Origin of the sequence: Methylobacterium sp. Leaf456 (assembly GCF_001425465.1) — a bacterium.
GTDB lineage: Bacteria > Pseudomonadota > Alphaproteobacteria > Rhizobiales > Beijerinckiaceae > Methylobacterium.
In genome coordinates, this window is record NZ_LMQV01000008.1 from 49,883 (window position 1) to 75,429 (window position 25,547).

The 25,547-nt window shown below is 71.0% G+C and carries 25 protein-coding genes and 1 riboswitch; of the genes, 14 read left to right on the top strand and 11 right to left on the bottom strand.

Going from position 1 to position 25,547, the window contains the following annotated elements; genetic code table 11:
- Window positions 1–22 precede the first annotated feature (22 nt).
- On the bottom strand, window positions 23–199 hold the full coding sequence (locus ASG52_RS08500) for a CbtB domain-containing protein (RefSeq protein WP_056241670.1): 177 nt from the start codon (window positions 197–199) through the stop codon (window positions 23–25).
- A 44-nt stretch (window positions 200–243) separates the two neighbouring features.
- Window positions 244–435: riboswitch (cobalamin riboswitch) on the bottom strand.
- Window positions 436–527: 92 nt separating this feature from the next.
- Here ASG52_RS08500 and cobU point away from each other — a divergent pair.
- Genes cobU through ASG52_RS08515 form a run of 3 tightly spaced genes read left to right on the top strand, consistent with a single transcriptional unit; the run spans window position 528 to window position 2,229 of the window.
- Window positions 528–1,049 (top strand): bifunctional adenosylcobinamide kinase/adenosylcobinamide-phosphate guanylyltransferase, encoded by a 522-nt coding sequence (gene cobU / locus ASG52_RS08505; protein ID WP_056241672.1) that lies wholly within the window; start codon window positions 528–530, stop codon window positions 1,047–1,049.
- Entirely contained in the window at window positions 1,046–1,657 is a 612-nt protein-coding gene (gene cobO, locus ASG52_RS08510; RefSeq protein ID WP_056241676.1) for a cob(I)yrinic acid a,c-diamide adenosyltransferase, read from the top strand. The genes cobU and cobO overlap by 4 nt, the downstream gene beginning before the upstream one ends.
- Before the next feature lie 56 nt (window positions 1,658–1,713).
- Window positions 1,714–2,229 (top strand): hypothetical protein, encoded by a 516-nt coding sequence (locus tag ASG52_RS08515; RefSeq protein WP_056241680.1) that lies wholly within the window; start codon window positions 1,714–1,716, stop codon window positions 2,227–2,229.
- Window positions 2,230–2,335: 106 nt separating this feature from the next.
- On the opposite strand, the gene fae is transcribed toward ASG52_RS08515, so the two are convergent.
- Window positions 2,336–2,875, bottom strand: a complete 540-nt coding sequence (gene fae, locus ASG52_RS08520) for a formaldehyde-activating enzyme (RefSeq protein WP_056241683.1) — start codon at window positions 2,873–2,875, stop codon at window positions 2,336–2,338.
- A gap of 284 nt (window positions 2,876–3,159) precedes the next feature.
- On the opposite strand from fae, the gene ASG52_RS08525 reads away from it, so the two are divergent.
- On the top strand, window positions 3,160–3,393 hold the full coding sequence (locus ASG52_RS08525; protein ID WP_056241687.1) for a hypothetical protein: 234 nt from the start codon (window positions 3,160–3,162) through the stop codon (window positions 3,391–3,393).
- Window positions 3,394–3,461: 68 nt separating this feature from the next.
- Here the strand turns inward: ASG52_RS08525 and ASG52_RS08530 are convergent, their stop codons facing one another.
- The gene (locus ASG52_RS08530) at window positions 3,462–3,908 is read right to left on the bottom strand and encodes a hypothetical protein (protein WP_056241690.1); all 447 of its coding nucleotides are present in this window, start codon (window positions 3,906–3,908) and stop codon (window positions 3,462–3,464) included.
- Window positions 3,909–4,092: 184 nt separating this feature from the next.
- Here ASG52_RS08530 and ASG52_RS08535 point away from each other — a divergent pair, with 184 nt between their 5' ends.
- The 3 genes from ASG52_RS08535 (at window position 4,093) to ASG52_RS08545 (ending at window position 7,560) form a co-directional block, all read left to right on the top strand.
- Window positions 4,093–4,968 carry an alpha/beta fold hydrolase gene (locus tag ASG52_RS08535; RefSeq protein WP_056241866.1) on the top strand — a complete coding sequence of 292 codons (876 nt, stop codon included), beginning with the start codon at window positions 4,093–4,095 and terminating at the stop codon, window positions 4,966–4,968.
- Window positions 4,969–5,274: 306 nt separating this feature from the next.
- A complete protein-coding gene (locus ASG52_RS08540; protein WP_082552446.1) occupies window positions 5,275–6,240 on the top strand; it encodes a sulfurtransferase in 966 nt (321 codons plus the stop codon).
- A gap of 144 nt (window positions 6,241–6,384) precedes the next feature.
- Window positions 6,385–7,560, top strand: a complete 1,176-nt coding sequence (locus ASG52_RS08545; RefSeq protein WP_056241872.1) for a YeeE/YedE family protein — start codon at window positions 6,385–6,387, stop codon at window positions 7,558–7,560.
- An 18-nt stretch (window positions 7,561–7,578) separates the two neighbouring features.
- Here the strand turns inward: ASG52_RS08545 and ASG52_RS08550 are convergent, their stop codons facing one another.
- Together ASG52_RS08550 and ASG52_RS08555 are read right to left on the bottom strand one after the other, a co-directional pair.
- Window positions 7,579–8,007: a type II toxin-antitoxin system VapC family toxin gene (locus ASG52_RS08550; RefSeq protein ID WP_056241693.1), complete on the bottom strand. Its 429-nt coding sequence runs from the start codon at window positions 8,005–8,007 to the stop codon at window positions 7,579–7,581.
- 3 nt (window positions 8,008–8,010) lie between these two features.
- Window positions 8,011–8,232 carry a hypothetical protein gene (locus ASG52_RS08555; protein ID WP_056241695.1) on the bottom strand — a complete coding sequence of 74 codons (222 nt, stop codon included), beginning with the start codon at window positions 8,230–8,232 and terminating at the stop codon, window positions 8,011–8,013.
- 132 nt (window positions 8,233–8,364) lie between these two features.
- On the opposite strand from ASG52_RS08555, the gene ASG52_RS08560 reads away from it, so the two are divergent.
- Window positions 8,365–9,429, top strand: a complete 1,065-nt coding sequence (locus tag ASG52_RS08560) for an SDR family oxidoreductase (protein WP_056241874.1) — start codon at window positions 8,365–8,367, stop codon at window positions 9,427–9,429.
- Window positions 9,430–9,433: 4 nt separating this feature from the next.
- Here ASG52_RS08560 and ASG52_RS08565 read toward each other — a convergent pair whose 3' ends face one another.
- From ASG52_RS08565 to ASG52_RS08585, 5 genes are all read right to left on the bottom strand, one after another.
- On the bottom strand, window positions 9,434–12,730 hold the full coding sequence (locus ASG52_RS08565; protein ID WP_082552447.1) for a hybrid sensor histidine kinase/response regulator: 3,297 nt from the start codon (window positions 12,728–12,730) through the stop codon (window positions 9,434–9,436).
- Window positions 12,731–13,032: 302 nt separating this feature from the next.
- Window positions 13,033–15,123, bottom strand: coding sequence for a hypothetical protein (locus tag ASG52_RS08570; RefSeq protein ID WP_056241700.1), 2,091 nt, complete (start codon window positions 15,121–15,123; stop codon window positions 13,033–13,035).
- Between the two features lie 253 nt (window positions 15,124–15,376).
- Entirely contained in the window at window positions 15,377–18,211 is a 2,835-nt protein-coding gene (locus ASG52_RS08575) for a DUF4159 domain-containing protein (RefSeq protein ID WP_056241703.1), read from the bottom strand.
- 10 nt (window positions 18,212–18,221) lie between these two features.
- The gene (locus ASG52_RS08580; protein ID WP_056241704.1) at window positions 18,222–19,136 is read right to left on the bottom strand and encodes a DUF58 domain-containing protein; all 915 of its coding nucleotides are present in this window, start codon (window positions 19,134–19,136) and stop codon (window positions 18,222–18,224) included.
- Between the two features lie 14 nt (window positions 19,137–19,150).
- On the bottom strand, window positions 19,151–20,161 hold the full coding sequence (locus tag ASG52_RS08585) for an AAA family ATPase (RefSeq protein ID WP_056241707.1): 1,011 nt from the start codon (window positions 20,159–20,161) through the stop codon (window positions 19,151–19,153).
- Between the two features lie 211 nt (window positions 20,162–20,372).
- Here ASG52_RS08585 and ASG52_RS08590 point away from each other — a divergent pair, with 211 nt between their 5' ends.
- The 6 genes from ASG52_RS08590 (at window position 20,373) to ASG52_RS08615 (ending at window position 24,789) form a co-directional block, all read left to right on the top strand.
- Window positions 20,373–20,801, top strand: coding sequence for a PaaI family thioesterase (locus ASG52_RS08590; RefSeq protein ID WP_056241709.1), 429 nt, complete (start codon window positions 20,373–20,375; stop codon window positions 20,799–20,801).
- A 304-nt stretch (window positions 20,802–21,105) separates the two neighbouring features.
- Window positions 21,106–21,648: a helix-turn-helix domain-containing protein gene (locus ASG52_RS08595; protein WP_156383856.1), complete on the top strand. Its 543-nt coding sequence runs from the start codon at window positions 21,106–21,108 to the stop codon at window positions 21,646–21,648.
- 295 nt (window positions 21,649–21,943) lie between these two features.
- Window positions 21,944–22,522: a DUF1285 domain-containing protein gene (locus ASG52_RS08600; protein WP_056241716.1), complete on the top strand. Its 579-nt coding sequence runs from the start codon at window positions 21,944–21,946 to the stop codon at window positions 22,520–22,522.
- Window positions 22,519–23,223, top strand: a complete 705-nt coding sequence (locus ASG52_RS08605; protein ID WP_082552448.1) for a CoA pyrophosphatase — start codon at window positions 22,519–22,521, stop codon at window positions 23,221–23,223. The genes ASG52_RS08600 and ASG52_RS08605 overlap by 4 nt, the downstream gene beginning before the upstream one ends.
- A 28-nt stretch (window positions 23,224–23,251) precedes the next feature.
- The gene (locus ASG52_RS08610; RefSeq protein ID WP_056241719.1) at window positions 23,252–23,509 is read left to right on the top strand and encodes a DUF6111 family protein; all 258 of its coding nucleotides are present in this window, start codon (window positions 23,252–23,254) and stop codon (window positions 23,507–23,509) included.
- A gap of 20 nt (window positions 23,510–23,529) precedes the next feature.
- On the top strand, window positions 23,530–24,789 hold the full coding sequence (locus ASG52_RS08615; protein WP_156383857.1) for a CCA tRNA nucleotidyltransferase: 1,260 nt from the start codon (window positions 23,530–23,532) through the stop codon (window positions 24,787–24,789).
- 319 nt (window positions 24,790–25,108) lie between these two features.
- Here ASG52_RS08615 and ASG52_RS08620 read toward each other — a convergent pair whose 3' ends face one another.
- The gene (locus ASG52_RS08620; protein ID WP_056241723.1) at window positions 25,109–25,510 is read right to left on the bottom strand and encodes a F0F1 ATP synthase subunit epsilon; all 402 of its coding nucleotides are present in this window, start codon (window positions 25,508–25,510) and stop codon (window positions 25,109–25,111) included.
- Window positions 25,511–25,547 lie beyond the last annotated feature (37 nt).

Genomic DNA, 25,547 nt, shown 5'->3' on the forward strand with positions numbered 1-25,547 from the left:
GCTTTCAGGCGTCGGAAAGCGATCAGTGGCAGGGGAAGTTCTGCGCGTGGCGGAAATCGTGCGCCGCGTTGTGCAGCACGCTCGCCGGGGCGAAGCCCGCCACGAAGACGAGGCCGAGGCCAAGGAAGGCGGCGACGAGCAGGGCGCGGGCGCCCTCGCCGGAGCGGGCGGCGGAGGTCTGAAGGGTGGCGGTCGTCATCGGGTCACGGGCTCCGGCCGCCCCACCGGCGGCGTTCGAGGAAACTTGTTTCACGCCGGACGGCAGGTCTCCTGGCTCGCGGTTGATATCGTGCCTGCCGCCTTCCCAGGTCGCCCCGGTGGCTCTCGGCAGGAACTCGCCGCTCACAGTTGCGGGGGCAGCTGCGGTTTCGGGCTTCCCCTCACCGCATTCCCTTTTCACCCCGTTGCCGGGGCACCGTCCTATCCCCCGCTTCTAACGCGCGCCGGGCCGCCTTGCAAAGCGCCATTGCGTGAACGCTTGCCTCCGGTGCAAACCGACGTCCATGGATGCCCGCCCTCCCGACCGGATGACGCTGGTGCTCGGCGGCGCCCGCTCCGGCAAGAGCGCCTACGCCGAGCGGCTGATCGAGGCCTGCCCGTCCCCCTGGCTGTATCTGGCCACCGCGCAGGCCTGGGACGACGAGATGCGCGCGCGCATCCACGAGCACCGGGCGCGGCGCTCGGCCGATTGGCGAACGCTCGACGTGCCGACGGCTTTGCCCGAGGCGGTCGCGGTCTCGACCGGGCCGACCCTGGTCGATTGCCTGACGCTGTGGGTGACCAACCTGCTGCTCACGGACGCCGATCTCGACGCCGCGACCGAGGCCCTGGCTCGCGCCTGCGCGGCGGCGCCCGGCCCGCTGGTGTTGGTCGCCAACGAGGTCGGGCTCGGCATCGTGCCGGACAACGCGCTGGCCCGCCGCTTCCGCGATGCGGCCGGGCGCCTGCACCAGCGGCTGGCGCGCGAGGCCGACCGCGTGGTCCTCACCGTCGCCGGCCTGCCGCTCACCGTAAAACCCTCCGCCGAGAATCCGGGAAACCGCCCATGACCTCGACAGTCAGCGACGACGACCGCCACCGCGAAAAGATGGCCAAGCGCAAGGCGGTGCAGGACGCCGAGGTCGCCTCGAAGAAGATCGAGAAGGGCCTGCTCATCGTGAACACCGGCCCCGGCAAGGGGAAGACGACCGCAGCGCTGGGCCTCGTGCTGCGGATGCTCGGGCGCGGCCACCGGGTCGGCGTGGTGCAGTTCATCAAGGGCGCCTGGGACACCGGCGAGGCCCGCGCGCTCAAGACGTTCGGCGACCGGATCGCATGGCACGCGTTGGGCGAGGGCTTCACCTGGGAGACCCAGGACAAGGCCCGCGACATCGCCGCCTGCCGCAACGCCTGGGAGCAGGCCCGCGCCCTGATGGCGGACGCGAGCATCCGCCTCCTCGTCCTCGACGAGCTGAACATCGCCCTGCGCTACGACTATCTCGACCTCGACGCGGTCGTCGCCGAGTTGCAGGCCCGCCGGCCCGACCTCCACGTCGTCGTCACCGGCCGCAACGCCAAGCCGGCCCTGATCGAGGCCGCCGACCTCGTCACCGAGATGGGCAGCGTGAAGCACCATTTTTCCGCGGGGGTGAAGGCGCAGGAGGGGATCGAGTTCTGAGGAGTCTTCGTCGTGTTTCCGACAGGTGCGGCCCACGAAGACTTATAGACCATCCGATGAGGTTTCTCCTCGCGACCCTTGCCTACGGCGCGTTGACGACGGTGCTGTTCGGCAATCCGATGCAGCCGATCCTGCTGGCAACGATCTGGTCGGATCGGCTCGGCATTCCGTGCTGGCGGGTGATCGCGGGCCTCTGCATCGCGGCGTCAGCCCTCGTCTTCGCAAAACCGTTCAGGAACACATTTACCCGCGTCCAACGGCCGTCGATCTTCGTGATCCTCGCCGTGCTCGTACCGACCGTGATCGTGGGCGGGGCCGCGGAAGTGATGAAATCCCGAGCGCTCGCGGCGCTTGGAGCAGACGAGATCAAAGAACAACACTTGTTCCTCTCGATCCGCAACGCGCCCGCGGACACGCAGTTTTTTCTGCACACGGCAGCGCTCAAAGACTGCACGGCCTATGCCTGGAGCTACCGCGAGATGGGGTTCTACGTCTTGCGGCCGGACACCGCAGTCAACGTCCTGCCGCGGCCGTGGATCGAGCGTTGCGCCATTCGGATCAACCGCAGTTGACCGCTCATCGCGCGCCCGGAGGGCAGCGGGACCGATAGGCCGTCGCTTCTCCGACTCCATGGAGCCATGGGACGCGGCCTCAGCCGCGCCCCAAACAGCCAAAGAATCAATACTCGATGATGCCGTCGAGCGCGTAGTGCTTCACCGTCTTGCGGTTGGCGATCAGCTCGTCGATCGTCGGCTCGCCGCGCATGGCGCGGCCGATGGCGAGCTTCGTGGCTTCGTAGTTGGTGCGGTAGAGGTCCTTGCGGTCGATGTCCTCGTGGCTGCCGCAGCGCTCGTCGAGCCAGATCGTGATGATCATGCACAGCTCGTCGAGGCCGTCCTTGGGCAGGATGCCCTCGATCACGCAGTCCACGATGGCGTCGCCGGTGGCGGCCTGCACCACGCCGCCGAGCAGTTCGGCGTATTCGGCGGTGTGGATCGTGACCTTGGTGGTCATGATCGTGGAGGGGCGGACCAGCTGGTTGAGGTCGCGCACCACGAACATGCGTGTGTGGCCCTGGACCTGGCCGAGCATGCCGGCGAAGGCCTGCCCCACGGGGCCACGGACGGAGCCGATCAGCACCTCCGGCATCGCGTCGGTGTATTGCCCCTCGGCGGCGAGCACGGTCGCCTCGCCGGTGCGGAACCAGATCTCGGACATGGTAGGTCGTCCCTGCTCTCTCGTGAAAACGTTTTGCCCCGCGGACGGGGTCGCGGCGTGAGACATCATCCCCCGCCGTCCCCGTCAATCGCACCGCCCGCGGCCCTGCCCGGCCCCCTGGTCCGGGCGGCGCGGACCGACCATCTGAAGGGCGGGAGGCCGAAGCCGCACGTGGTCCGATTGCATCGGGTCGGAGACGGCTCTAGGCCTCCGTTCTCACGCGCCGTCTTTCACCGAACCGACATCCCCTTGGTCGGAAAGCGCTTCGAAGAAGATTCGTCCCGATGAGCGAGTCCAACAACAAGCCCCCCTCTGCGGATCAGCGCGGCTGGAGCCTGTCGGCGACCGCCGAGGGCGAGGGCGTGCGGCTCGAACTCGGCCTGCCCGATCTCGGCGGACGCCCGGTCACCGCGATCCTGAGCCTGCAGCGGGCCGAGGCGCGGGCCTTCGCGCGGGCGCTGCTGGCGGCGGCGGGCGATGCGACCGAGCGGACCTTCGTCGGCCCGGCCGAATCCTAGATTCTCGTGCCGCATCGGCTTTTTCCGAAATCCGGCCACCACCTTTCGGGCCGATGCTCGAAAAAATGTCAGCGCTGGACGCGGCGGCCCGGCAGGCGGGGCACCTGGGTGCCGCGGGGCTCGATCGGCGCGTCGCAGGCATAGACGAACTCCGTCTGGAGGTCGCTGAACACGGTCTCGCCGGTGATCGTGCAATCCTCGCGCACGGTCTCGTCGAGATAGGTGCGGGCGGCCGTGCGGAAGCGGGCGGCGCGGGTCTCGGCGGGCGGGCGGCCCTCGCCGAGGCGGCCGACGTCGCAGCCCGTCACCTCGCGCAGGGCGTTCGAGACCACCAGCACCCGGCGCTTCTGGCGGTTGTCGTAGATCTCGTAAGGCTCGTTGCAGCCGATGGTGACGACCTGCGGCACCTGGGAGACGTAGGTCTTGGAGATATAGGCGAAGCCCGTGCAGCCGGAGGCCGTGAGGCCGAAGCCCAGAGCGAGCGGGAGAGCGAACCACCGAACCGTCGTCGCCATCTGCCGCCTCGCGCGCCTCGTCCCCGGCCGGAGGGCGGGGCCGCGCATTGAAACAGCTGAGCTTGCCCGGTCAAGCTACCGTCGGCAGAGATGTCCCCACCGTGTCCCCGGCGCATCCGGAACGCGGACGCCGCCCTGCCGCGTTGCCCCGTCTCGAAGCGCGAGGAGACGGACGACGGTGGAGATCCGACACGAGGACGTGCGCGCCAACGGCGTGCGGCTGCATGTGGCCCGTACCGGCGAGGGGCCGCCGCTGGTGCTGCTGCACGGCTGGCCGGAATTCTGGCTGACCTGGGAGCCGGTCATGACGCGGCTGTCCAAGGAATTCAGCCTGATCGCCCCCGACCTGCGCGGATTCGGCGCGAGCGAGAAACCCGATTCCGGCCCCTCGGACCGGGCCGGCCCGGAGGTGCACGCCGCCGACATTTTGGGAATGCTCGACGCGCTCGGGATCGAGCGGGCGGGGATCGTCGCCCACGATGTCGGGGCCTATGTCGGGCAGGTGCTCGGGCGGACAGTGCCGGAGCGGCTCACCGGCCTGTTCTTCTTCGATTGCCCCTATCCCGGCATCGGACCGCGGCTGGCCCAGCCGGAGATGCTGGCCGAGATCTGGTACCAGTCGTTCCATCTCCAGCCCTTCGCGGCACCCGTGGTCGGCGCCACGCGGGAATCCTGCCGCGCCTATATCGGCCACTTCCTGCGCCACTGGGCCGGCGGCGACCCGCACGCCTTCGACGACGTGCTGGAGGTCTTCACCGACAACTTCCTGGCGCCGGGCAACCTGCAGGGTGGCTTCGACTGGTATCTCAGCCAGCAGGCGGGCCGGCTCGCGATGCTGAAGGGCGAGGCGCCCGACCTGCCGCCGATCACGGTGCCGACCGGTATCCGCTGGGGCACGCAGGACCCACTCTTCCCCTACGCCTGGACCGACCGCCTCGGCGAAACCTTTTCGAACCTCGACCTCGCCCCGTTCGAGGGTGCCGGGCATTTCCCGCACCGGGAGCGGCCGGATGCGGCGGCGCGGGCCATCGCGGGGTTTTTCGGGCGGATCACAGGTTGAGGCCCGCCACGTCCGGCCTCTCAAGATAATCCTCCGTAAAAGCGTGACCGGCGGGAGAAGCACCCTCGCCTAAGCCCCTGAACAACGGAGGATTATTCCGTTGACCCGACGCCCGTGCGGCGGCGAGATTGAGGCGCGGTCCGGTCTCTACCGGCCTCCTCCGAGAAAAGCTCCGCAAGCGGAGCGAATGTCTCGAGTAGGCCGGGACGACGCCGGATCTGCCCAATTTCCCTCGAAGCGAGACCCCGACGGGGCGGCGCGCCGCCGCTCCGGGCAATCGCTGCCGCCTTGTCCGGAGCCAATCCCGTGCTGCGCCCATCCGCCTTCCTGTTCGCCGTCGCCGCGGCCGTCCTCCTGCCCGTGGCCCCGGCCGCCGCACAGGAGCCGGCGGCCCAACCCGTCAAGGAGGGCTCGACCAAGGAGAGCCCGCTGGTCTCGACCGAGTGGCTGGAAAAGAACCTCGACTCCAAGAAGATCCGGATCGTCGAGGTCAGCGTCGAGCCGGGCGTGTTCGAGCGCGGCCACATCCCGAACGCGCAGAACGTTTCGTGGCACACCGACCTCGTCGAGACGGTGAGCCGCGACATCGCCGGCCCCGAAAAGTTCACGGCGCTGGCGCGCCGCCTCGGCGTCGATCGCGACACCACAATCGTGCTCTACGGCGACAACAACAACTGGTTCGCCGCCTGGGGCGCCTGGGTGTTCGCCCAGTACGGCCTGACCGACAATGTCAAGCTGCTCGACGGCGGGCGCAAGAAGTGGGAGGCCGAGAAGCGCCCGCTCGACACCCGCACGGCGGACGTGCCGGCCTCGACCTTCACGGCGCAGGCGCCCTCGGGGAAGCTCCGCGCCCGCTTCGCCGACGTGCTGGCGGTGGCGAAGAAGGAGCGCGACGAGCAGATCCTCGACATCCGCTCGCCCGACGAGTTCAGCGGCAAGATCATCGCGCCCGCCGGCATCCAGGAATTGGCGATCCGCGCCGGCCACATCCCCGGCTCGGTCAACATCCCCTGGGCCAAGGCGGTGAACCCGGACGGCACCCTGAAGTCCAAGGAGGAGCTGAAGGCGCTCTACGCGGCGGCCGGGATCGACGGCTCCAAGCCGATCATCACCTCCTGCCGCATCGGCGAGCGCTCCAGCCATTCGTGGTTCGTGCTGAGCCGCATCCTCGGCTACGACGCCCGCAACTACGATGGCTCGTGGACCGAATACGGCAACGCCGTCGGCGTGCCGGTGGTCAACCTCGCCGGCACGGTCTGGGGCGGCAAGTGAGCCGGAGCGGCAAGTGACCCGGAGCGGAAAGTGACGTCTCCCGACGGTCTGGCGGAGCCGGTCGGCTCCGTCAGCTTCGCCGCCAAGCCGGCCCGGCGCCTCGCCCGGGCCGGCCTCGTCCCGGTCCTGGCCGGACCGTCCCCGATCGCGGCCTCCCGCGGCCTCGCCCTGCGGGTAGCCATCGCCGCCCTCGTCGCCGCCGGGCTCGCGACGGCGGCGTGGCGGCTCTCGGGCGAGACGGGCGGCACCCGGCTCGCCCTCTCGCTCGTCTTCGGCGCGCTGTTCGGCCTCGTGCTCCAGCGCAGCCGCTTCTGCTTTTCCTGCCAGTGGCGCGACTTCCTCGTGCTCGGCGATCCGCGCGGGATGCTCGGCATCCTGGCCGCACTCGCGGCCGGAATCGCCGGCTACGCGGTTGTGCTCGGCGCCTGGATGCCCGATCCGTCGGGCACGCGGCTGGCCCCCGACGCGCATATCGGCCCCGTGGGGCCGGTGCTGGTGCTGGCAGGGCTCGCCTTCGGGACCGGCATGGCGCTGTCGGGCTCCTGCATCAGCGCCCATCTCTACCGCCTCGGCGAGGGCTCGCCGACGGCGCCGTTCGCGCTCGTCGGCACCGCACTCGGCTTCGTGCTCGGCTTCCTGACGTGGAACCCGCTCTACCTCGCCAGCATCTCGGACGCCCCGGTTCTGTGGCTGCCGAGGCATCTCGGCTATGCCGGCACCCTCGCGCTGTCGCTGGCGCTCCTCGCGGCGCTGGCCTGGCCGCTGCTGCGCCGCCTGCCCACACCGGAGCCGGCCGCACGGTCCGATCCGCTGCACGCCGTGTTCGTGGCGCGCTGGCCGGTCTGGATCGGCGGGCTCGCAGTCGGCGCCATCGGCACGCTCAGCTATCTCCGGGTCGGCCCGCTCGGCGTCACCGCCGAGATCGGCGGACGCGCGCGGCAGGCGGCGGGTTCCTTTGGGCTGCTTCCGGAGCGGCTGGAGGGCCTCGACACCTTCCGCGGCTGCGCCACCGCCGTGCGCGACGCCCTGCTCACGCCCAACGGCCTGTTCGTCGGCGGCCTCGTGCTCGCGTCCTTCGCTGCCGCGCTGGTGGCCGGCCAGTTCCGTCCTGCCCTGCCGACATCGGGACAGGTGGTGCGCGGCCTCACCGGCGGCCTGCTGCTGGGCTGGGGCGCGATGACGGGGTTGGGGTGCAGCGTCGGCACGCTGCTGTCGGGCATCATGGCCGGCGCGGTCTCCGGCTGGGTTTTTGGCGTGGCCATGTTCGCCGGGGCGGCGGGGACGCTGTGGGTGGGGCGGCGGATGGGGGTGCTGGCGTAGGAGCGGCGCTCCCACAGCTCAGCAGACGATCACCTCGAGATATTTCTCCGCCGCCAAGCGGCACAGGATCGCGTCGCGCGTGACAATCGGGACCTTCCGCACGCGGGCCGTCGCGATCAGGAAACAGTCACCGGGGTCCCTGTGCCCAGTCGCGACCGGCACCTGCGCCGCCTCGATCGCGATGGTCTGCCGGATCGGTACAATTCTGGCGGATGTCGCGCGGACGGCCGCACGAAACCAGTCCGACACGCCGCCATCCAGGTGCGGAGGGTCACGGTGCGGCGGCTTCTGTGCCGCGATCGACAATTCCCATGCCGTGATCGGAGACACATAGAGCTGGCCCACCGCCTGACTTTCACCGATGGCGAACAAAGCCGTCTCGGTGAGCGGCTCCGCGCCTCCGACGAGCCAGTAGAGGGCATGGGTATCGAGAAGGACGCCCGCCAACGGCTACGCGTCTGTCCGTTCGCCGCGCCGTTCAGCGAACGCCTGCTCGGCGATCGGCTTCAGCAGGTCGATCCCCTTCCCGAGTTCGAGATCGCTGCCTTTGAGCGCTCCGAACCCCTTCACGGTCACGGTCGCGCCCGTCTGCGCGTCGCGCACGAGCTTCACCGCGGCCAGCGCTGGCTTCGCAGGTCGGTTCGGGGACGATGTCAGACGGATCTTCGCCATGCCCCCTATCATAGCAGGCCGGCGACTTGGCTTCGAGCCATCGATCGGGACAGCGCACCGAACATGGCCCGACGTCCTGGCGGATGCGCCCTCGGGTGATTAGCTCTCGTGCCGGTCGGCATGGAGAGCATCATGAGCGGAACGGCACTGATCGCCGGCGTCAGCGGCATCGTCGGCAACAACCTCGCCCGTCATCTCGTTGCCGCGGGCTGGTCGGTCCACGGCCTCGCCCGGCGCCCGCCGCACGACATCGACGGCGTCGCGCCGGTGGCGGCCGACCTGCTCGATCCGGAGAGTCTTCGGGCCGCGCTCGAAGGGCTGAGGCCGAGCCATGTCTTCATCACCACGTGGCTGCGCCAGGAGACCGAGGCCGAGAACATCCGGGTCAACGCCGCGATGGTGCGCAACCTGCTCGACGCGGTCCGGCCGGCAGGGAGCGTGCGCCACGTCGCGCTGGTGACCGGCCTCAAGCACTATCTCGGGCCGTTCGAGGCCTACGGGCAGGGGACGCTGCCGGAAACCCCGTTCCGCGAGGAGCAGGGCCGGCTCGACGTCGAGAACTTCTACTACGCGCAGGAGGACGAGGTGTTTGCCGCCGCCGGGCGGGACGGGTTCGGCTGGAGCGTGCATCGCCCGCACACCATCATCGGCTATGCGCTCGGCAACGCCATGAACATGGGCGTGACATTGGCCACCTACGCCATGCTGTGCCGCGAGACCGGACGGCCGTTCCGCTTTCCCGGCTCGGCGGCGCAGTGGAACGGGCTCACCGACATGACCGACGCGCGGCTGCTCGCCCGGCACCTCGCCTGGGCCGCCACCAGTTCGGCGGCCCGCAACGAGGCCTTCAACGTCGTCAACGGCGACGTCTTCCGCTGGAGCTGGATGTGGGGCCGGATCGCCGCGTGGTTCGGCGTCGAGCCCGCGCCCTTCGACGGGGAGTCCAATCCCCTGGAGGCGCAGATGGCGGGGGCCGCCCCGCTCTGGGCGGAGATCGCGACCCGGCACGGTCTGGTCGAGCCGGACCTGAACCGTCTCGCTTCCGCTTGGCACACCGACGCCGATCTCGGCCGGCCGATCGAGGTGGTGACCGACATGAGCAAGAGCCGCCGTCTTGGCTTCCTCGACTATCAGGCGACGGACGAGGCGTTTTTCGCGCTGTTCGAGCGGCTCCGGGCCGAACGGGTCATCCCCTGACCCGTTACCCCCGCGCGATCATCTCCCGGATCCGCAGGCCCAGCGTCTCGACCACGAAGGGCTTGGTCAGCACCGCCATGCCGGGCTCCAGATGGCCGTTGCCGACCGCCGCGTTCTCGGCGTAGCCGGTGATGAACAGGATTTTCAGGTCGGGCCGCGAGACCCGGCCCGCATCGGCCATCTGGCGGCCGTTCATGCCGCCGGGCAGACCGACATCGGTGATGAGCAGGTCGATCCGCACATCGGATTGCAGCACCTTGAGGCCGGAGACGCTGTCGGCCGCCTCGATCGCGGTGTAGCCGAGGTCTTCCAGCACTTCCGTCACCAGCATCCGCACCGTGGGCTCGTCGTCGACCACGAGCACCGTCTCGCCCTGCTCGGCGCGGGGCGCATCGACCAGGGGGCCGGACGCATCGGGCTCGGTCGCCGCGCCGTGATGGCGCGGCAGGTAGAGACACATGGTCGTGCCCTGGCCGAGTTCGGAATAGATCCGCACCTGCCCGCCCGACTGCTTGGCGAAGCCGTAGATCATCGACAGCCCCAGCCCCGTGCCCTGGCCGGTGGGCTTCGTCGTGAAGAACGGGTCGAAGGCCTTGGCGATCACGTCCGGGCTCATGCCGGTGCCGGTGTCGGTGACGCAGAGCGACAGGTAGGGGCCGGGCGGCATGTCGTGGGTGCGGGCGGCGGCCGGGTCGAGCCACTTGTTGGCGGTCTCGATGGTGATGCGCCCGCCCTCCGGCATGGCGTCGCGGGCGTTGATGCAGAGGTTCAGCAGCGCGTTCTCGAGCTGCGGCGGATCGACCAGGGCCGGCCAGAGGCCTGCCGCGCCGACGACCTCGATGGTCACCGTCGGCCCCACCGTGCGCCGGATCAGCTCCTCCAGGCCGAAGACGAGGCGGTTCACGTCCGTGGGCTTGGGGTCGAGCGTCTGGCGGCGGGAGAAGGCGAGCAGGCGATGCGTCAGCGCGGCGGCGCGCTTCGCGGCGCCCTGCGCCGCGCCCATGTAGCGATCGACGTCCTTGAGCCGGCCCTGGCTGATGCGCGTCTGCATCAGTTCGAGCGAGCCGGAGATGCCGGCCAGAAGGTTGTTGAAGTCGTGGGCGATGCCGCCGGTGAGCTGGCCCACCGCCTCCATCTTCTGCGACTGGCGCAAAGCCTCCTCGGTCTGCATCAGGGCGCGGGTGCGGGTCGCGACCTGCTCCTCCAGGGTCTCGTTCAGTTCCCGCAACGCGTCCTGCGCCGCACGCTGCTCGGCGATGTCGACATTGGTGCCGAACCAGCGCACCACCGCGCCGGCCTCGTCGCGGATCGGCACGATGCGGGTCAGGAACGGCCAGAAGACGCCGTCCGCTCCTTTCAGCGGGAAGATCATCTCGAAGCGCTCGCCGGTGGCCAGCGAATGCCCCCAGCGCGCCGCCACGGCGGGAAGCACGGCAGGGTCGTGCAGGGCCTCCCAGCCCCAGCCCTGCATCGCCTCGAAATCGGTACCCGAATACTCGTACCAGCGCCGGTTGTACCAGTAGATGTGCCCGTCGGCCCGCGCCATCCAGCACAGGACCGGGATGTTGTCGGCCAGCGTCTCGAACTCGACCGCCTTCTCGCGGGCCAGCGCGCTCGCGCGATCGCGCTCGGCCTCGACGGCCCGGCGCTCCTCGACGTCGATGAGCACGCCGGGGAAGCGGATCGGCCCACCGTCGGTTCCGTGCTCGACCCGGCCGTTGGCCTCGATCCAGTAATAGCGCCCGTCGGCGCGCCGCACCCGGTACTGGTGGGCGTAGGCCCCGCCGCGGGCGATGGCCCCCTCGATCGCCCGCGCGAGCTCCGCCTGGTCGTCGGGATGGACCGTCTCGACCACCTGCCCCAGGCTGAGACCCACCCGGCCGAGCGCCGGATCGAGGCCGAAGGCGCGGGCGAAGGCCTCGTCCACGGTGAAGCGGTCGGCGGTCACGTCCCAGAACCACGTGCCGATGATCGCGCCCGCGGCCAGCGCTAGCTGGACCCGCTCGGCGTGCTCGCGGGCGAGCGCCTCGCTCTCCCGCAAGCGCCGCTCGACGGCGATGCGCTCGGTCACGTCGAGCTCCGCCGCCACGCCGCCGACGATCGCGCCGGCCGCATCCCGGATCGGTGCCGCGTTGTTGAGGAACTGGCGCCGCTCGGTCCCGTCGAACGGCTCGATCTCGATCAACTCGCCCTGCACGGTCTCGCCGTGCAGGAGCGCGCGGGCCAGCCCCCATTCCTCGGCCCGCAGCCGCTGCCCGGTCTCGGGCCAGTAGCCGACCCAGTCGCCGTACTGCTCCCAGCTCCCGGTCTCGGGCGGGATGCCCCACAGCGCCCGGTTGGCGGCGTTGTCGCGCAGGATCTTTCCTTGGGCGTCGGCCAGGATGACGCCGACGGGGAGCGCGTCGAGGGTCGCGGCGAGCAGGGTCTCGCTGCTGCGCAGGCGCTCGGCGTCTTCCCGCCGGGCGGTCACGTCCCGGTAGAACAGGGCGAGTCCCTCGGGCACGGGGTAGCCGCGCATGTCGATCCAGGCGGTGCGCCCGTCCGGCCACGTGTAGCGGTGCTCCAGCGTCACCGGCACGCGCTCGGCCATGGCGCGCCGGATCGCCTCGTCGAAGGCCGGATCGGTGCCGGGATAGACCTCCCACTGGATGCCGCCGACGATCGCCTCGCGCGGGCGCGTCTCCAGGCGCATCGCCTCGGCGTTGACGTCGAGGATGCGGAAGTCGCGGTCGAGCAGCGAGAAGGCGTCGCCCATATTGGCGAGCACGCCCTGCGCCCGGTCGCGCTCGGCCCGCAACTCGGCCTCGACCTCCTGCTGACGCGTCTCGGCCTGCACGCGCTTGGTCGTCTCGTTGGTGAAGATGAACAGGCCGGCGATGCGGCCCTCGCCGTCGAGCACCCGCGAATACGAGAACGACCACCACGTGTCGGCCTCGCCCCGGTCGGTGGCAAGCTTCCATGGCAGGTCCTCGAACCGGCGGCTCTTGCCGGCGAAGGCCTCGTCGATGATGGGCTTGGCCTGCTCCCAGCCGTCGGCCCAAACCTTGTCGAAACGCTCGCCCATCGCCCACGGCAGACGGGGGCCGAGCAGCGGGAAGTAGGTGTCGTTGAAGAAGAAATGCAGCTCCGGCCCCCAGGCCAGGATCATGCTCTCGGGCGAGTTGAGCACGAGGCTCAGCGCCGTGCGCAGCGAGTCCGGCCACGTCTGCGGGGGGCCGAGCGGATGCCCCGTCCAATCGCGCTCGGCGATCATGCGGGCGGCCTCGCCGCCGCCGGCCAGGAAGGGGGGTCGATCGGTCATGCGGCCGGATTTACACAGGTTAGCGCATCCCATGTCACTCCCGGTCACGGATAATTGCCCGATATGCCGGGAGGTTGGCTTTCGGGAGACATGGGCCCGTCGATCTCGGAACGGGGATCGAGAACGGAACGACGGCCACCCGCGCCTTTCCAACCCTCACCCTCATCCTGAGGTGCCCGCGTGAGCGGGCCTCGAAGGAGGGCTTCAGTGTATCGCGCGATCCCTGGAGCCCTCCTTCGAGGCTGCGCTTCGCTCCGCACCTCAGGATGAGGGGGTTGGGTGGGAAGGGTGAAAAAGTCGCCCTACGCCGCCCGCCCGCGCCGGCCCTCCACCAACCACATCGCCAGCACCGCCGCCGCCAGCGCCGCGAGCGCCCACAGGCCGATGCCCAACGGATAGACCTCGACGCCGCGGATCGTGGCGCTGTCGCTTGGGCGGAAGCCGATCCAGTCGGCGCCGCCGAGGCGCCCGCCACGGGTGATCTGGAGGCGCGGCACGTCGAGGCCGCCGCCCGCGGCCGCCACGCGGCGGATGGTGCCGCCGGAGGACTCGGCCACGCCCTTGAGGCGGTCGGTGTCGCTGAACACGTCGGCGAGTTCGCGCGGGTTGGCCGGGCCGACGCTGACGAAGGCGACGAGAGTCCCTGAACGCAGCGTATGCAGGCCGAGGCTCTCGGCTTCGAAAGTGGCGCTGAACAGGCCGGGCTCGGTCTTCGACAGGGTGAGCGTGCGCTCCTTTCCGGTCGGGCCGGTGACCGTGACGGGGCCGGTCTCCTCGGCCATGGTCTGGCGCTCGACGTGCACTTCGCGCCCCCGGCCCGTCGTTTGGGCGCGCAACGCCTCCTCTTCGAGGGCCGGCTCCTTCATCAGCCAGTGGGCGAGGCGCCGCAGCAAGTCGAGATACGGGCCGCCCTGCTGGTAGCCGCGGGCCCAGAGCCAGGCCTGATCCGAAAGCATCAGGGCGACGCGGCCCCTGTCCTCCCGCGACAGGGCCAGCAGCGGCAAGCCGTTGGCGCCCGATAGGATCGGCTGGACGCCCGCGCGGGTCTGGGCCGAGACGATGCGCAGCCAGTCGCCCCAGGCCGGCGGGTTCGATTCCGAACCGGGCAGCGCGCGGGTGACCGGATGGCGCTGGCCGGTATCGGTGAGCGCGGCCTTGTACGGCTGCTCGACCACCTTCATCGACGGGTCGCCCGGCAGCACCACCGACAACCGCGTGCGGGCGAGGCTCGCCGGCCCGGCGAATTCCGGCCCGGCGGCGATCAGCAGCGCGCCGCCCTCGCGGACGTAGCGGACGATGTTGTCGAAATAGGCCGACGGCAGCACGCTCTGGTTGGCGTAGCGGTCGAAGATGATCAGGTCGAAGTCCTTGATCTTCTGGACGAACAGCTCGCGGGTCGGGAAGGCGATCAGCGAGAGTTCGGAGATCGGCGTGCCGTCCTGCTTCTCCGGCGGCCTGAGAATCGTGAAGTGGACGAGATCGACGCTGGCGTCCGACTTCAGCAGGTTGCGCCACGTGCGCTCGCCCTGGTGCGGCTCGCCCGAGACCAGCAGCACACGCAGCTTCTCGCGGATGCCCTCGATGGGGAGCACCGCGCGGTTGTTGACCGTGGTCAGCTCGCCCAGCAGCGGCTCGACCTCGATCTCGACCACGTTCGGGCCGCCATGCTCGATATGCGTCGTCAGCGAGAACGGCGTGCCGGTCGCGATGCTCTGCCGGTCGATCTCCTCCCCGTCGCGGCGCACGCTGACGACCGCGGTGCCGGTGCCGCCGCGCTCCATCACCTCGGCGCGGATGGTCACGTCCTTGCCGACAATGCCGAAGCGGGGGGCCTCCAGCATCTTGATCTGGCGGTCGCGCTCATCCGGGCGGCCGGTGACGAGGACGTGCAGCGGCGCCTTGAACCCCAAAGTCTCCAGCGAGGCCGGGATGTCGTGGACCACGCCGTCGGTGAGCATGACGACGCCCGCGACGCGCTCGGCGGGCACGTCGGCGAGTGCCTGGGTCAGGGCGGTGAACAGCTTGGTGCCGTCGTCACCCTCGCCGCCCTGCGCGTCGCCGACCTCGATGAAGCGCGGCTCGATGTTGGTGAGCGAGCCGAAGCGGCGCTCCAGTTCGGCCTTCACCGCGTCGGTCATGGCCGGGCGCTCGCCCAGCGTCTGCGAGCCGGAGCGGTCCACGACGATGGCGGCCACGTCCTTCACCGGGTCGCGGTCCTCGCGCACGAGCGAGGGGTTGGCGAGCGCGGCGATCACCAGGGCGAGCGCGATCGCCCGCAGGAGCGCGGTGCGCCCGCGGGCGAGGATCGCGACCACCACAAGCACGGCCGCGAGCACGCCGAAGCCGGCGAGCACCGGCCAGGGCACGAGGGGGGTGAAGCTGAGGCTCAGCATCGGGCGAGGCCTTCAGGATGAAGCACGAAAATCCCTCTCCCCGCCGGGCGGGGAGAGGCCTGCTTGCACCTTGTCGTGCAGGCAGGAAGCGGAGGCGAAGCCGAAGCGAGGGTGAGGGGATGCTTCCGGAAGAGGCTCATCCTGAAGCGCCCCCTCACCTTCGGCTGCCGCCTCGCCGCGCCGACGACGAGGTCGTCGCGGCCCTCTCCCCGCGTGCGGGGAGAGGGGATAACCCTCGGAAACCGCGCGGCCCTCACTGTCCCAGCCGCTCCAGCAGCGCCGGCACGTGGACCTGATCGGCCTTGTAATTCCCGGTCAGCGTGTAGATCACGATGTTGATGCCGCCCCGGAACGCCATCTCGCGCTGCCGCTGGTCGCCGTTGACCGGGTAGAGCGGCTCACCGTTGCGGCCTACCGCCCAGGCGGCGGCCAGATCGTTGCCGGTGATGATGAGCGGGGTGACGCCGTCGCCCGCGCGTGCCGGGCGGCGCTCGCCGCCCTCGGCCGCGGGGGGAATCGTCTCGACCCAGGTCTGGCCGTTGCCGTAGCGGCCGGGGAAGGAATCAACGAGGTAGAATGCCTTCGTCAGCACGTGGTCGGGCGGCACCGGTTCCAGTTCCGGCACCTCCAGGGTCGCCAGCATCTTGCGGAGATAGGCGGTCTCCGGCGTCGGCGGGCCGCCGGCGCGGGCGGTCTGGGCGTCGCGGGTGTCGAACACCACGGTGCCGCCGTTCCTCATGAAGGCGTCGATCTTGCGGATCGCCGCTTCGCTCGGTTGCGCGCGCCCGGCGACAATGGGCCAGTAGATCAGGGGGTAGAAGGCCAGCTCGTCCTTTTCGGGGTCGAGGCCGGCGGGCTCCCCCGGTTCCAGGGCGGTGCGGGCGGCGAGCATCTGGGTCAGGCCGGTGAGCCCGGCCCGGCTCGCGGTGTCGATGGCGGCATCGCCGGTCACGACGTAGGCGAGGCGGGTGTTGAGGGCGGATTCGGTGCCGTTCGGCCGGTTGGCGGCGGGCACCTGCGCGAAGGCAGGCGGAGGCACCGCCAGGAGTCCGGCGCCCAGGATGGCGGCGAGGACGAGGGAAGCTGGTGCGGCGCGCCCGCGCGAGAGGCGGCTGGGACCGCGCAGAAAACCACCGAGCCAGAGGCCGGCCAGGGTGTCGAGGGCGAGCAGCAGCAGCGCCAGCGTGAACAGGGTGGCGCGCAGGTCCACCGTCTCGGCGCCGGCAAGCGAGCCGATCCGGGCGCCGGAGAGCGCGGCGATGTCGAGCGGTTCGAGCCGGTCGCCGGGGCGGAGCGCGTTGACCGCGATGCCGCCCTCGGCCGCGCCGTAGAAGCCCGGCGGATGCTCGGGGCCGGCGCGGTCGGCGAAATCGGCCGGGACCGCGGTGGCGCTGGCGGGCGGCGAGCCCAGCGCACCGAAGCCGTCGAGCGTCAGGCGCGGGGCGAGCAAAGCCGCCTTGGCCTGCCGACCGTCGCCCTCGACGGGCTTGGCGGAGGGGCCGGCGAGCCCGACGACCCGGCGCAGCATGTCCACGAACAGGCCCGACAGCGGCAGGTTCGACCACGTGGTGTCGGCGGTGACGTGGAACAGCACCATCAGCCCCTGGCCCCGCTTCTGCGCCGTGACGATCGGCGTGCCGTCCTGCAGCGCCGCCCAGGTCTTGCCCGGCAGGTCGCCGTCGGGCTCGGCCAGGATCTGGCGGCGGATGCCGATGTCGGCGGGGGGCACGAGGCCGGCGAACGGGCTCTCGGGGGCGAACGCGGCCAGCGTCTTCGGCCGGTCCCAGGAGAGCGTGCCGCCCAGCGACCTTCCGCCCCGGCGCAGGCGCACTGGCACGAGCGGATCGTTGCCGGCCGCCAAGCGCGGGCCGGCGAAGCGCAGCAGCAGGCCGCCCTCGTCCACGAATTTTTCCACGCGGGCGAGCGTGCGCTCGTCGAGCGCACCGACATCGGCCAGAGCCAGCACCGAGACCTGATTGTCGAACATCTGCCCGATGGCCTCCGCCGTGCCCTGCCCGCCGCGGGGCTGCTGCACGTCGGCGAAGGGCGAGAGCGCCTTGGCAAGGTAGTAGGTCGGCGCCAGCAGCGGCTGGGCCTGATCGAGGGTGCCGCCGAAGACGAGGCCGACGCGGCGGCGCCGGCCGCGCTCGTCCATCAGCACCACGGCCCCGGCCGAGCCCTCGCCTTCAATTTCGAGGCGCGCGATGGCGTTGCGCAGTTCCACCGGCAGATCGAAGGTGACCGTCGCCTCGCGGGCCTCCGGCTCCAGGGTGAAGCGGCTTTCGGCCAACGGCAGGCCTTTTGGGTCGAGCGCCCGCACAAGGCCGGCGTCGCGGCCGTTGGGGGCGGCGCGCAAAACCTGCGCGGCGAGTTTTTCGCCGGGCTGCTGCGGCGAGCCTTCGAGGGCGAGCGCCGGCGGACGGTCGGCCTTGAGCAGGGTGACGGCGCTGCCGTGGCGGGCGGCGAGTTCGCCGAGCTCCTTGGAAAAGTCCGCCTCGCCCGCACCGCGCACGCCGTCGGCGATCCAGACGATGGAGGCGCCGTGCGTGCGCTCCAGGAAGGTGCCGATCGAGGCCAGATGGGCGCCACGGTCGGCGAGGTGCGGGCGCGGCTTGATCGCGCGGAGCCGCTCCAGGGCGGCGGCGGGGGGCCGCGCCTCGAACGGGGCCGGCGCCTCCGCGCTCGCCATCAGGGCGACCGGGCGCCCGTCGCGGGCGGCGGCCTCGACCTCGTCGGTGGCAGCGCGCAGGCGGTCGCGCCAGTCGTGGGCGGCGGTGAAGCCGTTGTCGAGGATCAGCAGCAGCGGGCTGCGGCCCGAGGCGGCGCCGATGCCGGACGGGTTCCAGACCGGACCGGCCACCGCGAGGATCAGGCAGGCGGCGGCGAGAATCCGAAGAATCAGGAGCCAGGGCGGCGTGCGGGCCGGGGTCTCGCGCTTGGGCAGGATGTCGGCCATCAGCGCCAGGGGCGGGAAGCTGATGCGGCGCGGGCGCGGCGGCGTGACCCGCAGCAGGATCCAGAGCGCGGGCAGCGCCACGAGGGCGGCCAGCGCCAGCGGGGCGGCGAAGGTGAGGGGAATCCCGAACACGCTTTGCCTTTCAGCCGAGCCCGCGCGCGGCGGCGACCAGGGTGAGGACGCGGAGCGCCGCCTCGGTCGCGGGCCGGTCGGTGCGGTGGATGGTGAGCGTCCAGCCCCGCTGCCGGGCGATCTCGGCGAGCCCCTCGCGATGGGCAGCGATGCGCTGGCGATAGGCCTCGCCCCAGGCGCCGGCCTCGCCGATGTCGAGGCTGGTGTTGCCTTCGGGGTCGTGCAGCACGGCTTGGCCGGTGAAGGGGAAGGTTTCCTCCACCGGATCGACCACCATCACGAGATGGCCGTGGGTGCCGCGGGCCGAGACCGCCTGCACCGAAGCGCGCACTGCATCGAGCGGGGTAAGGAAGTCGCTAATCAGCACCGTCTCGTCGAAGCGGCCGGGGCTCGCGGGCGGGGGCAGGTCCTGGGTCAACCCGGCGCGGTCGTTGACGAGGGATTGGGCCAGTGTCTCGACCACGCCGCGGGCGGCGCTCGAGCGGGTGAGGCCCAACAGCCCGACCCGCTCGCCGCCGTCGACGAAGGTGTCGGCGAGCGCCAGCCCTAGCACGAGAGCGCGCTCGACCTTCGAGGTCTGGGCGAGATCGGAGGCGAAGCCCATGGAGGCGGAGCGGTCGATCCAGAGCCAGATGTTGTGGGCGGCTTCCCACTCGCGCTCGCGCACGTAGAGCCGGTCGTCGCGGGCCGAGCGGCGCCAGTCGATGCGCGCCGCGGCCTCGCCGTTCACGAAGGGCCTAAACTGCCAGAAGCTCTCGCCCGGTCCAGCCCGGCGGCGTCCGTGCAGGCCGTGCGCCAGCGTGCCGGAGACGCGACGCGATTCGAGCACGAGCCGCGGCATCCGCCCGGCGAGGTCGAGGGCGCCGCCGGTCTCGGGCCGCCCGGGGCGGCGGCTGTCGGCCTCGACGAGCCGGGTGGAGGCCATGCGGGTCGGCCCCGTCAGAGCTTGGCGGCGAGCTGGCCGATCAGGCCGGTCACGCTCTCGCCGTCGGCGCGCGCCGCGAAGGTCACCGCCATGCGGTGCTTGAGCACCGGCTCGGCCAGCGCCTTCACGTCGGCGACGGAGGGGGCGACGCGGCCCTCGATCAGGGCGCGGGCACGGACCGCCAGCGTCAGCGCCTGGCTGGCGCGGGGGCCGGGGCCCCATTGCAGCTTCTTGCCCACCGACGGATCGCCGCCCTCGGGGCGCGCCGAGCGCACGAGATCGAGGATGGCATCGACCACCGCCTCGCCCACCGGCAGGCGGCGCACGAGGCGCTGAGCGGTGAGAAGCTGCTCGGTGGTCATCACGGTCTTGGCCCGCGCGTCCTCGACGCCGGTCGTCTCGATCAGGATGCGGCGCTCGGCAGCGCGGTCGGGATAGCCGACATCGATCTGGAGGAGGAAGCGGTCGAGCTGCGCCTCGGGCAGCGGATAGGTGCCCTCCTGCTCGATCGGGTTCTGGGTCGCCAGCACATGGAAGGGCCGCGGCAGGTCGTGGCGCTCGCCGGCCACCGAGACGAAATGCTCCTGCATCGCCTGGAGCAGGGCCGATTGCGTGCGCGGGCTCGCGCGGTTGATCTCGTCGGCCATCAGCAATTGCGTGAAGACCGGGCCCTTCACGAAGCGGAACGAGCGACGGCGCTCGGCGTCCTCGTCCAGAATCTCGGTGCCGAGGATGTCCGAGGGCATCAGGTCGGGGGTGAACTGCACCCGCCGGGCGTCGAGCCCGAGCACGGTGCCGAGCGTCTCGACCAGCTTGGTCTTGGCGAGGCCCGGGAGGCCGACGAGCAGGCCGTGGCCGCCCGCCAGGATGGTGACGAGGGCGAGATCGACGATTCTTTCCTGGCCGAAGATGACCCCATGGATCGCCTCCCGCGCCTCGTGGATCGCGGACAGGCAGGTCTCGGCGGTGGCGACGATCCCGTCGTCGAGGTTCGTCGTGCTGGCCGAACCGGCGCCCTGTGCCATGCGGTCGAATCTCCGGATGCCGGGCGGCGAACCATCGGGCGCCCAGGATTAAGTGTAAGTCTGGCGCCGAACGCGCACCGAACGCAAGCGCGGCGCTGCCGCGCGGCGGATGAGCGCTATATGGGCCGGCCAGGACTCGAGGGCAGGCCGCCCGCGACATCATGCATCCGTGGTCGGCCCGTTCGGACTTTTGGCGCGGAGACGACCCCACATGACCGACGCGGAACAAGCGGCGTTTCCCGCCGGCTGGGAGGCCTTCACCGATCCGGGCTTCATCGCCCATATCGGCCCGGTCCATCACCGTACGGTCGAGGGGCGGCGCGACTTCGCGTTCCAGACGGACGAGCGCCACGGCAATCTGGTCGGCATCGTCCACGGCGGCGCGCTGCTCACCTTCGCCGACCGGGCGCTCAGCATCGTCGTGCGCGAGGCCGCCGACGACGCCCCTTGCGTCACCGTCGAGATGTCGAGCCAGTTCGTGGACGCGACCAAGATCGGCGACCTGATCGAGGTGACGCCGGAAATCGTGCGGCAGACCTCGTCGCTGGTGTTCGTGCGCGGCACGCTGACGAGCGGCGGACGGGCGCTCGTCGCCGTCACCGGCATCTGGAAGGTGCTGAAGAAGAAGCCCGGCGCGTAAGGGCACCTTGGCGGGTCTCCGCCTCCCTTGAAACGACTGCGCCAATGGCAGATAAGAATGACTTGGGATCCGGGCGCAGTCACCTTCGAATTCAGGGAGGACGGCGTCTCGGGCGACAATGTCGTGACTGTCCGGATCGTCACCCCGGACGGCGTCGTGCACCTGATGGCCGAAGTGGAGGAAACGGACGGTGGAGGTTTGCGGCTTTCCAGGCTGCACATCCACTCCGAGGGCGGGAAGAACACCCTGGGCCGCTCCAAGCTGCGCCAGCTTGCCCAATGGGCTCTCAAGGAGACGGGCTACGATGAGATCGTCGTTGAAGGAGCGGCTCGGACGTCTGGGGCCAATCCGGGACGTGTCCCGGGTCGTCTCAGGTTCACCCCTGACCCTGTCGCTGAGCCCGAGCTGGGAGCCGGCGGAGATTCTGACGGTCCCGCTGGCGCTGGCCCTGGCTAAGCGGGGCCTCACGCTGCTGAAGGCCAAGCGCGTCACCGAAGAGATGCTCGACAGGGGACGCGTCGTCGTGCGCCTTCCCCTCGTGGAGGACGAGGCCGCACTCGCCGACGAGCTGACGGCGGCCGGCTGCTCCGGGTTCCGGCTGGACCGACCCGAGATCGACGTTCGTGCCCTGCGCGAACGCCTCGGCCTCACCCAGGACCAGTTCGCGCTTCGCTATGCCCTGGATGTCGATACGCTCAGGAACTGGGAGAGCAAGCGGCGGCATCCGGATGCGGCCGGCCTCGCCTATCTCGGCGTGATCGCGCGCCTACCCGAGCAAGCCAGCCTGGCACTGGAGCGACCGCTGGCGTCGGCGCGGCTGCCGATGGCCGAGGACAGCGCCCGCTGACGGGGCGCGATGGAGGCGCTCTATCCGGAACGGGCGCGCGAGTCGCGCCGCATGGTCGATGCGGTTTCGGATGCGAGGCTTCTCGACGCGGCCGAGACGCTCGTGGCGGCGCGCATCGAATCCGCTGAGAAACGGAAGCCCGAAGCGTCGTCGGCGTGGAATCCAGGGCGCCCTTCCGGTTTCGACGGGGCGGCCGGCCGCGCTATGATGCGGAGAGCGGGTCGGCGCAACAGCCGCGCAGGTCCCGCGTTGCCGTCCGGGCCACGTCGCGGCCCGCTTCGCACCGATCGGTCCCATGGACGACTCTTCCGATCCCGCCCTCGCCCGCCTGAGCGCCGCCCTCGGCGACCTGCCGAAGCGCGGGCCACCGCCGGTCGAGCGCTGGAACCCCGAGCATTGCGGCGAGATCGACATCCGCATCGCGGCCGATGGGACGTGGTTCCACAACGGCTCGCCGATCCGGCGGCCGAAGCTCGTGAGGCTGTTCGCCTCGATCCTGCGCAAAGAGCCCGACGGCTCGACCGTGCTGGTGACGCCGGTCGAGAAGGTGCGGATCGCGGTCGAGGACGCGCATTTCACCGCGGTCGAGATGGCGGTGGAGGGCGCGGGCGAGGGGCGCCGCATCGCGTTGCGCACCAACGTCGACGACCTCGTGTCCGTCGATGCCGAGCACCCCCTGCGGTTCGAGGACGGGGCGGACGGGCTCAAACCTTATGTGCGCGTGCGCGGCGGGCTGACGGCGCTGGTGAGCCGGGCGCTCACCTACGATCTCGTCGAACTCGCCGAGGAGCGGAGCATCGACGGCGAGAGCTGGCTCGGACTGTGGGCCGGGGGCGCCTTCCACCGCATCGCCCCGGCCGGGGAAGCCGCATGAAGCTGCCCGACGAGGCGGCCGACCCCGCGACCGTGCCGCCGACCGGAGTGGAGCCAACCAATCCCGCAGACTTCCGCGGCCCCGGCTTCCTGGCGCGGGCCGAGGTCGGCTTGTCGCGCGTGCCGCCCGGCCCCGGCGGGCCGCTCGCGAACCCGCGCGGCGACCACGATCTCGATCCCGGCGGCCCGGCCGTCGCGCCCGCCGCGCCCCACCGCGACGCCGCGGTGCTGGTGCCGGTGATCGAGCGCGACGCCGGCATGAGCGTGCTGCTGACGCGGCGTGCGGCGCACCTGCGCGACCATTCGGGCCAGATCGCCTTCCCCGGCGGCAAGGTCGATCCCGGCGACGGCTCGCCCATCGACACGGCGCTCCGCGAGGCCCGCGAGGAGATCGGATTGGCGGCCGACGCCGTGCGCCCGCTCGGCTATCTCGATCCCTACCTCTCGGCGACCGGCTTCCTCGTGGTGCCGGTGGTCGGCCTCGTGGCCGCGGACGCCGTCCTCACCCTCAACCGCGACGAGGTGGACCTCGCCTTCGAGGTGCCGCTGCATGTCCTGATGGACCCGGCGCGGCATCTCGTCCGCTCGCGGGCGTGGCAGGGCCGGACGCGTTACTTCTACGCCATCCCGCACGGGGAGCACCTGATCTGGGGCGTCACGGCGGGGATCGTGCATAACCTCTACCAGCGCCTCTACGCCTGAAAACTCAGCCCCGCGAAAACCCCCAAAAATGCTGCGTCTCGTCCTCGAACAGATCGCCCTGTTCTCACTGCCCTTCATCCTCTTCGCCGGCTGGCTGCTGCTCGCCCGCCGCTCGCCGCTCGACCATGCCGAGTGGAAGCCGCAATGGACCCGGCTCGTGCTCGCCGGGATGTTCGTCGTGGTGGTCTCGCTGGTGATGACCGGGCTGACGGGCGAGCGCCACGCCGAGGGCTACGTGCCGCCGCGCTACGAGAACGGGCGCTTGGTGCCGGGCCATTTCCAGTGACCCAACTGCCAACGACCCCATTGCCCCTTGGCCTCGATCCCGAGGGCCCGGCGCGGCTGCTGGCGCGGCCGGGCGTGCGCGCCTGCCTCGATGCCCTCGACGCACCCGGCGAGGAGACCCGCCTCGTCGGCGGCTGCGTGCGCGACGCGCTGCTCGGGCGCACCGCCAGCGACGTCGATCTCGCCACCACGCTCCTGCCCCAGGCCGTGATCGCGCGGGCCCGCGCTGCCGGCCTCAAGGCGGTGCCGACGGGCATCGAGCACGGCACCGTCACCCTCGTGGTGGACGGCGCGCCGCACGAGGTCACGACGCTGCGCGAGGATGTCGAGACCGACGGGCGCCACGCCGTCGTCCGCTTCGGCCGCGACTTCTCGCGGGATGCCGAGCGGCGCGACTTCACCATCAATGCGCTCTCGCTCGGAGCCGACGGCAGACTCCACGATACGACCGGCGGCGTGGCCGACCTCGCCGGGGACCGCGTGCGCTTCATCGGCGAGGCCGCGACCCGCATCCGTGAGGACTTTTTACGCGTTCTGCGCTTCTTCCGATTTCACGCCCGCTATGGACGGGGCGACCCGGATCCGGAGGGGCTCGCGGCGGCCGTCGCGGCCCGCGACGGCCTTTCTCGGCTCTCGCGCGAGCGCGTGCGGGCGGAGTTCTTGAAGCTGCTGCTGGCGCCCCGCGCGGTGGAAGCCGTCGCGACCTTGAGCGAGACCGGCCTGCTCGCGCGCATCACCGGCGGCGTCGCCGAACTCGGCCGCCTCGCCCGCGCGGAGTCGGCCGCGGAGGCAGAGGCGATCGTGCGGCTCGGTGCGCTCTGCGTGCTGACCCGCGAGGATGCCGACCGGCTGCAGGAGACCTTGCGCCTGTCCAAGGCCGAGCATGCCGGTCTCACCGCCTACGCCGACCTGCTCGCGCCTCTGCACGGCCGCCCGGCCCTCGACGCGGCGGACGTGCCGGCGCTCGTGGCCGATCACGGCGCCGCGCCGGTGCAGACGGTGCTGCGCATCCTCGACAGCGAACCGCGCCCGCAGGTGATGAACGAAGCCAGGGCTACGGTGGATCGGATGGCGCAGGCGGGCACGCGCCCGGTGCTTCCGCTGACCGGCGCCGATCTCGTGGCCCGCGGCGTGCCGCCGGGTCCGGGTGTGGGACAGGCTCTTCGCGCCGCCCGGGCCCTGTGGCTCGCCGAGGGCTGCCCGAGCGATGCGGCGGTGAAGGATCGGTTGCTCGGCCACGCGCTTGCGGTCACCAAAGCAAGCACCCCTGTCACGAATTAGCCAATTCGCGAGCCGCGGAGTTCCCCTCTCCCCGCACGCGGGGAGAGGCCTGTAGGGACCTTGTCGTCCCTGCAGGAAGCAGAGCGATGGTCAGGGGGACTCGACGCATAGGCTCGTCCTGAATCGCCCCCTCACCTCCGGCTGCCGCCTCGCCGCGCCGACGACAAGGTCGTCGCGACCCTCTCCCCGCGTGCGGGGCGAGGGGATGCGCGGGCGATGGAGCGTACAACCCGAGGGGCGTTCAGGCTGATGAACCATGAGCCCTGAAACGAAAAAGGGCGCCGGTTGCCCGACGCCCTTCCCAAAAAAACGAAAAAACTCAGAGGCTGAGCGTGTGGCGGGCTTCGCGCAGCTGGACGATCTGGCTGTTGAGCTCTTCGCGCTTGGCCGGGTCCTGGGTCGCGTCGCGGGCCATCTCGGCCGCCTCGATCTCCCCATCGATCGTGGCCGGGCTGATCTCCTCGATCGGCGCGGCGCGCTCGGCCAACACCGTCACGGCCTTGGGGCCGATATCGGCGAAGCCGCCCTGCACGTAGATGCGCTTGCCGGAGCCGGCCTGCTCGGTGACCGTGATCACCCCGACCTTGAGCGAGGTGATGACCGGCGCGTGGCCCGGCAGCACGGTCATCTCGCCCTCGGAGCCGGGCAACTGTACCGCCTCGACCTGACCGGAATACAGCGTCCGCTCGGGGCCGACGAAATCGAACTGGAAGGTGGCCATGCGTCAGGTGTCCGCGAGAGGAGGGGCGGCGCGCGAT